Source organism: Frankia sp. CcCS3, assembly GCF_977927575.1.
On the sequence record NZ_CDWRCL010000127.1, the window covers coordinates 1 to 11000 of the forward strand.

General features: G+C 70.6%; 7 protein-coding genes. 6 read left to right on the plus strand and 1 reads right to left on the minus strand.

What is annotated here, in order from left to right; all coding sequences use genetic code 11:
- Window positions 1-283: 283 nt before the first annotated feature.
- The 6 genes from icmF to ligA all read left to right on the plus strand — a co-directional run bounded on the left by icmF (window position 284) and on the right by ligA (window position 10138).
- Window positions 284-3595, plus strand: a complete 3312-nt coding sequence (gene icmF, locus AC08OQ_RS12370) for a fused isobutyryl-CoA mutase/GTPase IcmF (RefSeq protein WP_476605327.1) — start codon at window positions 284-286, stop codon at window positions 3593-3595.
- A 202-nt stretch (window positions 3596-3797) separates the two neighbouring features.
- A complete protein-coding gene (locus AC08OQ_RS12375) occupies window positions 3798-4304 on the plus strand; it encodes a MarR family winged helix-turn-helix transcriptional regulator (RefSeq protein WP_462188250.1) in 507 nt (168 codons plus the stop codon).
- Between the two features lie 93 nt (window positions 4305-4397).
- A complete protein-coding gene (locus AC08OQ_RS12380; RefSeq protein WP_476601238.1) occupies window positions 4398-5633 on the plus strand; it encodes a cysteine desulfurase family protein in 1236 nt (411 codons plus the stop codon).
- A 79-nt stretch (window positions 5634-5712) separates the two neighbouring features.
- Window positions 5713-6771, plus strand: coding sequence for a tRNA 2-thiouridine(34) synthase MnmA (gene mnmA, locus AC08OQ_RS12385; protein WP_476601236.1), 1059 nt, complete (start codon window positions 5713-5715; stop codon window positions 6769-6771).
- Between the two features lie 101 nt (window positions 6772-6872).
- On the plus strand, window positions 6873-8012 hold the full coding sequence (locus tag AC08OQ_RS12390) for a methionine synthase (RefSeq protein WP_476601234.1): 1140 nt from the start codon (window positions 6873-6875) through the stop codon (window positions 8010-8012).
- The gene (gene ligA, locus AC08OQ_RS12395; protein ID WP_476601232.1) at window positions 8009-10138 is read left to right on the plus strand and encodes an NAD-dependent DNA ligase LigA; all 2130 of its coding nucleotides are present in this window, start codon (window positions 8009-8011) and stop codon (window positions 10136-10138) included. The genes AC08OQ_RS12390 and ligA overlap by 4 nt, the downstream gene beginning before the upstream one ends.
- Before the next feature lie 20 nt (window positions 10139-10158).
- On the opposite strand, the gene AC08OQ_RS12400 is transcribed toward ligA, so the two are convergent.
- A complete protein-coding gene (locus AC08OQ_RS12400) occupies window positions 10159-10869 on the minus strand; it encodes an ACT domain-containing protein (RefSeq protein ID WP_476601230.1) in 711 nt (236 codons plus the stop codon).
- Window positions 10870-11000 lie beyond the last annotated feature (131 nt).

Below are 11000 nucleotides of genomic sequence, written 5' to 3' on the forward strand. Positions count from 1 at the left end.
ATTTTCTGACTACTGGCTGGCGGCACCCGCTCCAGTCCAGCGCCGCCGGCGAATCTGGGGGACCGAATTCGGGGGACCTGAATACGGTCTGCGCTCCCTGGACCGTGACTGGCTCCCCAAAACTCGGCTGCCCGGACACCCTGCCCGGAGCCCGGCAGGTCGCGGGAGCGGCCGGCTTCCGCCTCCTGGTCATGGTGGCATCTATTGTATGGATGTCCTACTATCTGGAAGCTAAGGGTTCTAGGTATCTCCGTCCGCCACATCGTCCCCGGGAGCCGCTTCGATGTCCTCCGACGCGATGTCCTCCGACGGCCGGCACGAGCCGGCTGCCGCGCTGCACACACCAGTTCATCCGGTCCGGATCGTGACGGCGGCCTCACTCTTCGACGGGCATGACGCGGCGATCAACATCATGCGTCGCCTGTTGCAGGCGCAGGGCGCCGAGGTGATCCATCTCGGGCATGACCGCAGCGTCGAGGAGGTCGTCACCGCCGCGATCCAGGAGGACTCCCAAGGGATCGCCCTGTCGTCCTATCAGGGCGGGCATGTCGAGTACTTCAGCTACCTCATCGAGCGCCTCCGCGCGCGCGGAGCAGGCAACGTCTGGGTCTATGGCGGCGGCGGCGGGGTGATCGTGCCGGCGGAGATCGACCTGCTGCACGCGCGCGGGGTCGCGCGCATCTTCTCCCCGCAGGACGGGCAACGGCTCGGTCTCGCGAAGATGATCAATATGATCATCGAGGCCTGTGACGTCGATCTGACGGAGGACGGGCCGAAGCTTGATGCGGTGGCGGCTGGTGAGGACGGCGCGCTCGCCCGGGCGATCACCGTGCTCGAGGTGGGCCGGGACCCGCGACTCGCGGCGGCGCTGCAGGACGAGGCCGCCTGCCGGCCGCGGGTTCCGGTCCTCGGTATCACCGGCACGGGTGGTTCGGGAAAGTCCTCACTCACCGACGAGCTGATCCGGCGCTTCCGCCTCGACCAGGGCGACAGCCTGCGGATCGCGGTGCTCGCCATCGACCCCAGCCGTCGGCGGGGCGGCGGTGCATTGCTCGGTGACCGCATCCGGATGAACTCCCTGGGTGACGGCACAGCAGGGAACGTGTTCTTCCGGTCCCTGGCGACGCGAGCGGGGGGCAGTGAGGTTCCGGCTCCCTTGGCGGATGTGATCACGGCCTGCCGGGTGGCCGGTTACGATCTGGTGATCGTCGAGACGCCGGGCATCGGGCAGGGTGACGCGGCGATCGTTCCGTTCTGCGATGTTTCGCTGTACGTGATGACACCCGAGTACGGTGCGGCCTCACAACTCGAGAAGATCGATATGCTGGACTTCGCCGACGTGGTGGCGGTGAACAAGTTCGAGCGGCGCGGCGCCGAGGATGCCCGGCGTGACGTCGCCCGGCAACTGGTGCGCAACCGGCAGACGTTTGACCAGTCCTGGGAGGACATGCCCGTCTTCGGCACCTCGGCCGCCCGGTTCCACGACGATGGGGTGACCGCCCTGTATCAGCACCTCGTCGGGCGGCTACGCAAACACGATCTGTCTACCGTGTCCGGCTCGTTGCATCCGGTGCACGGGCGGACCTCCACCGAGCTGACCACGGTCATTCCGTCCGCCCGGGTACGCTACCTGGCCGAGATCGCCGAGACGGTGCGGGGCTATCACGCCGAGACCGAGCGCCAGGCACTGCTGGCCCGCCGTCGTGAGCATCTGACGACGGCCCTTGCGGCACTGGCCATCGCTGGCGCTGGCGCGGCGCCGGCGGAGCTCACCACCCTCGCCATGCTGCGCGACGAGGCCGAAGCCGCCCTGGCTCTCTGGACGAGGGAGCTCCTGGCGCAATGGCCGGCGATCGTCGAGGAACGTCAGGGCGAGAAGATGACCTATCTCGTCCGGGGAACCGAGATCCACACCCCGCTGGTGCGCACCACGCTCAGCGGGACTCCGGTCCGGCGGGTGGCGGTACCCGCCATCGACGACGACGCTCGCCTGATCCGCTTCCTGCGGCGTGAGAACCTGCCGGGCTATTTCCCCTTCACCGCCGGCGTCTTTCCGTTCAAACGGGCCGGAGAGGCCCCGGCGCGAATGTTCGCCGGTGAAGGTGACCCCTTCCGGACCAACCGCCGGTTCCGCTTCCTCTCCGCCGGCTCGCCCGCGACCCGCCTGTCCACCGCCTTCGACTCGGTGACCCTCTACGGCCGCGATCCCGCGTCCCAGCCCGACGTCTATGGCAAGATCGGCACGTCGGGCGTGTCGATAGCGACGTTGGACGACATGAAGGTCCTGTTCGCCGGGTTCGATCTGTGTGATCCGTCGACCAGCGTCTCGATGACCATCAACGGCCCGGCGCCGACGATCCTGGCGATGTTCCTGAACGCCGCGATCGACCAGCGCCTAGACGCCTTCCGCGCCGAGCACGGCCGGGAGCCGAGCGCGGACGAGGCCGCCGAGGTCCGGGCCCGCACGCTGGCCACGGTCCGTGGCACCGTGCAGGCGGACATCCTCAAGGAGGACCAGGGGCAGAACACCTGCATCTTCTCCACCGAGTTCGCGTTGCGGGCGATGGCGGACGTGCAGGAGTGGTTCATCGAACACGCGGTCCGGAACTTCTACTCGGTATCGATCTCCGGCTATCACATCGCCGAGGCCGGCGCCAATCCTATCAGCCAGCTCGCGTTCACCCTGGCCAACGGCTTCACCTACGTCGAGGCCTATCTGGCCAGAGGGATGCGCATTGACGATTTCGCCCCGAACCTGTCGTTCTTCTTCTCCAACGGGATGGATGCGGAGTACACCGTCATCGGGCGGGTGGCTCGCCGGATCTGGGCGGTGGCCATGCGGGAGCGATACGGTGCCGCCCCCCGGTCGCAGATGCTGAAGTATCATGTACAGACGTCGGGCCGGTCGCTGCACGCGCAGGAGATGGCCTACAACGATATCCGGACCACGTTGCAGGCGCTGTGCGCGATCTACGACAACTGCAACAGCCTGCACACCAATGCCTACGACGAGGCTGTGACGACTCCTACGGAGAACTCCGTCCGCCGCGCGTTGGCCATCCAGATGGTCATAGATCAGGAATGGGGACTCGCCGCCAACGAGAATCCCCTGCAGGGATCGTTCATCGTCGATGAACTGACCGACCTGGTCGAGGAGGCGGTGCTCGCCGAGTTCGAGCGGATCAGCGACCGCGGCGGTGTACTCGGCGCGATGGAAACCGGCTATCAGCGGGGACGCATCCAGGACGAGTCGATGCTGTACGAGCGGCGCAAGCACGACGGCACCCTGCCGATCATCGGGGTGAACACGTTCCTGCGGCCCGAGTCGGCCGGCACCGATCCCGACTCCGAGGGAGGTCCGATGGAGCTCGCGCGGGCCACGGAGGAGGAGAAGCAATCTCAGCTCACTCGGCTGGAGGAGTTCCACCGCCGGCACGGCGCCGAGGCGGGCGCCGCCCTGGAACATCTGCGGGAGGTCGCCAGGAGCGGGGGGAACACGTTCGCGGCGCTGATGGAGGCGGTCCGCGTCTGCTCCCTCGGGCAGATCTCCCAGGCATTCTTCGACGTGGGTGGGCAGTATCGCCGTAACGTCTGATTATGTCCCGGGTGGCGCCCGCCGTTACATCGATCGGCGTTACGCTGGTCGGTGCGCCGGGCGCCGCGGCAATCTCCGGGTACGCATGAATCTTTGCCAGCGCGTCCGTCCTGGGGTGCAATGGACGCTGCCCGCCGCGACGGTCCCCGGCTGCCAGGCCGGGCGGGAACCGTCCCATGAAGTGCAGGAGCGTCGACAAGTCGTGGCCACCCCGAAACCGTTGCCAACCGACCCCATAGCGGAGGCCCATCGGCACTGGACTGCCCACGGCTGGGGGGCGGCCGCGGACGGCATGGCAGCGGTCACCTCCCTGATGCGGGCGCAGCAGATCGTCCTCGCCCGGGTTGACGAGGTCCTGCGCCCCCTCGACCTGACCTTCGCGCGCTATGAGCTGCTGATGCTGTTGATGTTCAGTCGGGCCGGATCGCTGCCCCTCAACAAGATCGGAAGTCGGCTGCAGGTCCATCCGACCAGCGTCACCAGCGCGGTCGACCGGTTGGAGGCGAGGGGGCAGGTGCGGCGTACCCCGCATCCCACGGACCGGCGGGCGATTCTCGCGAAGATCACCGAGGAGGGCCGGGCCACTGCCATGGCCGCGACCGAGAAGCTCAACGACACCGTCTTCGCCGATCCCGGGCTGGGTGACGGCGGGGTGCGCACGCTCATCGACCTGCTGACCGATCTGCGCCGGGCCGCCGGCGACTTCTGATCCGACGGTCGCCTGATCCGACGGTCGCCCCGGAGATCGGTGTGATCCGCTCTCCCGTCGCCGTCGGCCCGTCCGCGACTACCCTCTAAAGCTGTGACCTACCTCGACCACGGGGCGACGACGCCGATGCGACCGGAATCGCTCGCCGCGTACACCGCGGTGCTTGCCGATACCGGCAATGCCTCGTCTCTGCATGCCAGTGGCCGCCGTGCCCGCCGCATCGTCGAGGAGTCCCGCGAGACGCTCGCCGGAGTGCTGGGCGCCCGCCCGTCCGACGTGGTGTTCACCGGAGGCGGTACCGAAAGTGACAACCTCGCCCTGAAGGGTCTGTACTGGTCACGCCGCCGGGCCGAACCGGGCCGGCGGCGGGTACTGGTCAGCGCCGTCGAGCACCGGGCCGTCCTGGACACCGCCGACTGGCTCGGCCGGGCGCAGGATGCCGAGGTCGAGCTGCTCGCGGTCGATGCCGCGGGAACCGTGCATCCGGACACCCTCGCCGCCGCCCTCGACCGGGATCCGGACTCGGTGGCCGTCGTGTCGGTGATGTGGGCGAACAGCGAGGTCGGCACCGTTCAGCCGATTGCCGAGCTCGCGACGATCGCGCACCGTCACGGCGTGCCCTTCCACACCGATGCCGTGCAGGCGTTCGGCCAGATCCCGATCGCCGTCACCGACGAGGGCCCCGACGCCATCACGGTCAGCGCGCACAAGATCGGGGGGCCGATCGGTGTCGGTGCCCTGGTGGTGCGCCGGGGATTGGCGATGGAGCCGCTGACCCACGGCGGCGGTCAGGAGCGCGACATCCGGTCCGGAACGCTGAACACGGCCGGGGTGGCGGCGTTCGCGGCGGCCGCGGCGAAGGCGTGCGCCGAGGCGCCGCAGGAGAGCGTCCGGCTGGCGGCCCTGCGTGACGACCTGGTGCGCCGGGTCCGGGCGGAGGTCCCGGAGGCGGTGCTCAACGGCGCCCCGCTGCTCGGGGACGGCGGCGGCGGGGACGGCGGCGGTCCAGGGCCGCACCGGCTGCCGGGAAACGCCCATCTGACCTTCCCCGGCTGCGAGGGAGACTCGCTGCTGATGCTGCTCGATGCCTGGGGGATCGAGTGTTCCACCGGCTCGGCCTGCTCCGCCGGAGTGGCGAGGCCGTCGCACGTGTTGCTCGCGATGGGAGCGGATGAGGCACACGCCCGCGGATCGCTGCGGTTCTCCCTCGGGCACACCTCACGGGCCTGCGACGTCGACGCGCTGGTCGCGGCGATCGGGCCGGTCGTCGAGCGGGCGAGCCGTGCGGGGGCGCTGGCCGGCACGAGCGGCAGCCTGAGCGGCACCTGAGATGCGATGCCCATGATGCCTCGCTCCCGTCCACGTGGTTCCCTGAGGTTCGGCGGAGATTCGGGGAGGTGATGGTCTGATGCGGGTGCTCGCCGCGATGTCCGGCGGGGTCGACTCCGCCGTCGCCGCCGCCCGGGCGGTCGACGCCGGTCACGACGTCACCGGGGTGCATCTGGCGTTGTCGCGCTCGCCGGAGTCGGACCGGACCGGAGCCCGCGGCTGCTGCACCATCGAGGACGCCCGGGACGCCCGGCGGGCCGCCGACATCCTCGGCATCCCGTTCTACGTCTGGGATCTCGCGGACCGGTTCGAGACCGACGTCATCGAGGAGTTCGTCGAGTCCTACGCGGCCGGTCGCACGCCCAACCCCTGCGTGCGCTGCAACGAGCGCATCAAGTTCGCGGCCGTACTCGACAAGGCCCTCGCGCTCGGCTTCGACGCCGTCGTCACCGGGCACCACGCCCGGCTCGATCCGGACGGCACCCTGCGCCGCTCGGTGGATCCGGACAAGGACCAGTCCTACGTCCTGGGAACGCTGCGTCCCGAGCAGCTCGCCGCCGCGCGGTTCCCGCTCGGGGATTCCACCAAGGCCCAGGTGCGGGTAGAAGCGGCCGAGCGTCGCCTCGCCGTTGCGGACAAGCCGGACAGCCACGACATCTGTTTCATCTCGCATGGGGACACCGGTGGCTGGTTGCGCGAGCGGCTCGGCCCGCGGCCGGGTCCGGTCATCGATGCGACGACTGGGCAGACGCTCGGGCACCATGACGGCGCCTACGCCTTCACCGTGGGTCAGCGTCACGGGCTGAAGCTCGGGCGGCCGGCCTCAGACGGCCGGCCGCGCTATGTGCTGGACATCTCCCCGGTGACGTCGACGGTCACCGTCGGACCGGCCGAGGCGCTCGACGTGCGCCGGCTCGTGGCGGACCGGGCGGTCTGGCCGCACGAGGGGGCCGTATCATGTCTGGCCCAGGTGCGGGCGCACGGCGGGGTGGTACCGGCGGTGGCGCAGGCGCGCGGCGAGGAGCTCGTCGTGACGCTGACGACGCCGGTCCGCGGCACGGCCGCCGGCCAGGCGGTGGTGCTGTACGACGGTGACCGGGTGCTTGGCGGAGGGCACATCCGCACTACCGGTGGTTAGCCGGGCGCCTGGTCGGCGGGCCGTCGACGGAGCGGGCCCGGAGCGGGCCCGGAGCGGACGTGGCCGGGGATCTCCCGCGGACTCCCGGAGGATGTCAAGACATGAGTACTGACGCTGCACGGATGTGGCCGGCCGGCGCGGCCACCGGGGTGGGCTCGCTGCCGGGAACGGATGCGGCCCAGGCCGTCAAGCTGGTCTTCGACGAGCTACCGGACCTGCCGTATCTGCCCGAACTGCCGGCCAGGGGACCCGGGGGTGCGATGGTCGGGCGGGCGGCGGCGATCCTCGTCGACATGCCGGTGGACCTTCAGCCGGCCGGCTGGCGGCTGGTTCCCCGACCCGGCCTGGACCTGCGCCGGTCACGGGATCTGCTCGAACGCGACCTGGACGCGTTGACGGAGGTCGCCGCCGGCTACGCGGGACCCTTCAAGATTGCCGCGACCGGCCCGTGGACGCTGGCGGCCGAGCTGGAGCTTCCCCGCGGGCACAAGGCGTTGTCAGATACCGGCGCGACCCGTGACATCGCCGACGCACTGGCCGCGGGGCTCGTCGAACAGGTCGAACAGATCGCCCAGCGCGTCCCGGGGGCGCGGATCCTGGTCCAGTTCGACGAGCCATCGCTGCCGGCGGTGCTCGCGGGCCGGATCCGCACTCCGAGCGGGTTCTCGGTGCTGCCCGCGGTCGAGGAGGGCTTGGTCGTGGAGCGGCTGCGGATCCTGCTCGGTGGCCTGCGGGCGCTGCCGGCGACCGGCGGAGTCGGGGTGCACTGCTGCGCTCCCGCGGTGCCGCTGGCGGCGTTGCGCGCGGCGGGCGTGGACTTCGTCGGTCTCGACGTCACCGCGCTCACCCAGGCCGAGGACGACGCCGTCGGCGAGATCGTGGAGGCCGGAGTGCGGTTGATGGCGGGTCTCGTCCCCACCAGGCCGATTTCACCGGCCGCGCCGATTTCACCGACTGGACCGGCCGCACCGGCTGGTGCAGCCGGACGGGCTGTGTCGGCCGGACGGGCTGTGTCGGCCGCACCGAAGTTGTCGGCCGCACCGAAGTTGTCGGATGCCCGCCGTACGGTCGAACCCGTCATCGCACTGTGGAGCCGGTTGGGATTCCGGCCCGAGCAGCTCGGGGAGGTGGTCGCCGTGACGTCGACCTGTGGCCTGGCGGGCCTGGGAACGGACGATGCCAGGACGGTGATGCGCCACTGCCGGAAGGCGGGGCGGGTTCTGGTCGACGCGCCGTCGTGAGCGCGACAACCGGCACGGCCGGTACAGCCGACGAATCCGGCGTGGCTTCGGCGGCGGCTTCGGCGGACGAGCGGGCCCGCGCCGCCAGCCTCGCCCGCGAGCTCGACGAGCACGCGTACCGCTACTACGTGCTCGACTCCCCGACGATCTCCGATGCCGAGTACGACCGGTTGATGGCGGAGCTCGCCGCGCTGGAGGAGCGGCATCCCGACCTGCGCACGCCGGACTCGCCGACGCAGAAGGTGGTCGGTTCCTACTCGACCCTGTTCACCCCGGTCGAGCATCTCGAACGGATGCTGTCCCTGGACAACGTCTTCGACGACGACGAGTTCCACCAGTGGGCGGCGCGCGTGGCCCGGGAAAGCGAGGTCGACGCCTGGCTCTGCGAGCTGAAGATCGACGGGCTTGCCGTGGACCTCGTCTACGAGGACGGTTACCTGGTGCGTGCCGCGACGCGCGGCGACGGCCGGACGGGGGAGGACATCACCCCCAACATCCGCACCCTGGCGAGCGTGCCGGTGCGGCTGCGCGGGCCGCGGGTGCCCGAGCTGCTGGAGGTGCGGGGCGAGGTCTTCTTCCCGACCGCGAAGTTCGCCGAGCTCAACGCCGGGCTGGTGGCCGCGGGGGGCAAACCGTTCGCGAACCCGCGTAACGCCGCGGCCGGATCCCTGCGGCAGAAGGATCCCCGGGTCACCGCCACCCGGCCGCTGGAGATGATTGTCCATGGCCTGGGCGCGCAGCGCGGCTTCGAGGCCACGTCCCAGTCGGCGGCCTATGCCCGCTTCGCGGAGCTCGGGCTGCCCGTCGCCACCCACTTCGAGGTCCTGGCGGTGGTGCCCGGCGTGCTGGACTACGTGCACCGGTGGGGCGATGCGCGCCACGGCGTGGTGCACGAGATCGACGGAGTGGTCGTCAAGGTCGACTCGTTCGCCCTGCAACGCCGGTTGGGCTCCACCTCGAAGTCCCCCCGCTGGGCGGTGGCCTACAAGTATCCACCGGAGGAGGTCACGACCAAGCTGCGCGATATCCGGGTGAACGTGGGCCGCACCGGCCGGGTGACCCCCTTCGGGGAGCTGGAGCCGGTCCTGGTCGCCGGGTCCACGGTGGGCCTCGCGACCCTGCACAACATCGATGAGGTCGGCCGCAAGGGGGTGCTCATCGGGGACACGGTCGTCCTGCGCAAGGCCGGGGACGTCATCCCGGAGATCGTCGGCCCGGTCGTCGACCTGCGGGACGGTTCCGAGCGGGCCTTCGTGATGCCCACGCGCTGCCCGGAGTGCGGCACCGAGCTGGTGCGGCCCGAGGGTGAGGTCGACATCCGTTGCCCGAACACCGTCTCCTGTCCCGCGCAGCTGCGGGAGTCGATCTTCCATTTCGCCTCCCGGGGGGCGATGGACATCGACGGGCTCGGGTATGAGACGGCGACCGCCCTGCTCGAGGCGGGCCGGGTGCGTGACATCGGCGACATCTTCCACCTGACGCCCGAGTCCTTCGAGGGGCTGCGCGGGTTCGCGCAGAAGAAGATCGACCAGATTCTGCGGGGGGTCGAGGCCGCGCGGCACCGGCCGCTCTGGCGGCTGCTGGTCGGCCTGTCGATCCGCCACGTCGGGCCCACGGCGGCGCGGGCGCTCGCCCGGGAACTGCGGTCGCTGGAAGCGATCGCCGCCACGCCGGCCGAGGACCTCGCCGCGGTCGAAGGGGTCGGTCCGAAGATCGCCGGCGCGGTGGTCGACTGGTTCGCCGATGAGCGGCACCGCGACATCCTCGCCAGGATCGCCGCCGGCGGGGCACGGCTCGCCGACGTCGGCGCGGAGGAGGGCCCACGTCCCCTCGACGGCGTCACCGTCGTCATCACCGGCACGCTCACCGACTGGAGCCGCGACTCGGCCAAGGAGGCGGTCGAGGCGCGCGGCGGCAAGGTCACCGGCTCGGTGAGCAGGAAGACCACCGCCGTCGTCGTCGGCACGGATCCAGGGGCCTCGAAGTACGACAAGGCGCGCAGTCTCAGGATCCCCATGCTGGACGAGGCCGGATTTGCCGTTCTGCTGGCGCAGGGGGTCGACGCGGCCAGCAAGCTCGCCGTTCCCGTGGACGGTCCCGAGAAGGCCGAGACCCCGGTGGAATAACGTGGGGAAGGCTCCCCCACTCAGAAACGGCCCGTCCTGGTCAGGCTCGCGGCGATGCCCGCCAGATGGGCCAGCCGGTCGATCTCGGAGGAGCGGAACCGGGGGCCGCCGGGCCGCCCGACCAGGATCACCAGCCGGTCGCCGCCGACCGGGGCCGCGGCGAGTTCCATGCTGACCGCCCGCCAGCGAGGCGGGAAGGCGCCATCCTCGGCCCCGATCCGCCGCGCCCGTTCCAGCGGCAGCCAGGGCAGGGGTAACCGGACCCGTTCAGGGACACCGAGATCGTCCCCACCGAGGGCCGGAGCGCCCACCGAGGTCTCCCGGACCCGGACGTCATCCGGCCCGACGTGCTCCAGCAGCATCGCCCAGTCGGCGTGGAAGACGCCGGGCGCGAGGTCCGTCAGGGTCGTCGCGGCGTCGTGCGGCCGATCGGTCAGGGCGTCCACCAGGTCGAGGTCGTTGCCGACACCGCCCCCGTCGGCGAGAAACGGCCGAAGCGACTCGACGATCACGCCCGGAACCGACTGGGCGGCGGTGAGGACGCGATCGGCGAGGCCGCCCGGTGGCAGGAGCACGAGCAGATCGTCCACGGCTCCGTCGGCGGTGCGCTCGACGACGGTGATGCTGACGATGTCGATGCTCGCCCTGCCCAGGGCCGTGGCCACTGCGCCGAGCGTTCCCGGGCGGTCCGGCAGCATGAGGCGAAGCAGGTACGACATGTAGCTGAGCATGCGCAAAGGGCATGTCGGCGGGATGGCCGACCGGTCACGTGAAGATAACGCCCCCGCCGGCCGGCGCCTCCCCCAGGAACCTCGCCGAAGGCGAGGTGACGGAAACCCCGAAGGGCGGCCTAGTACTCCAA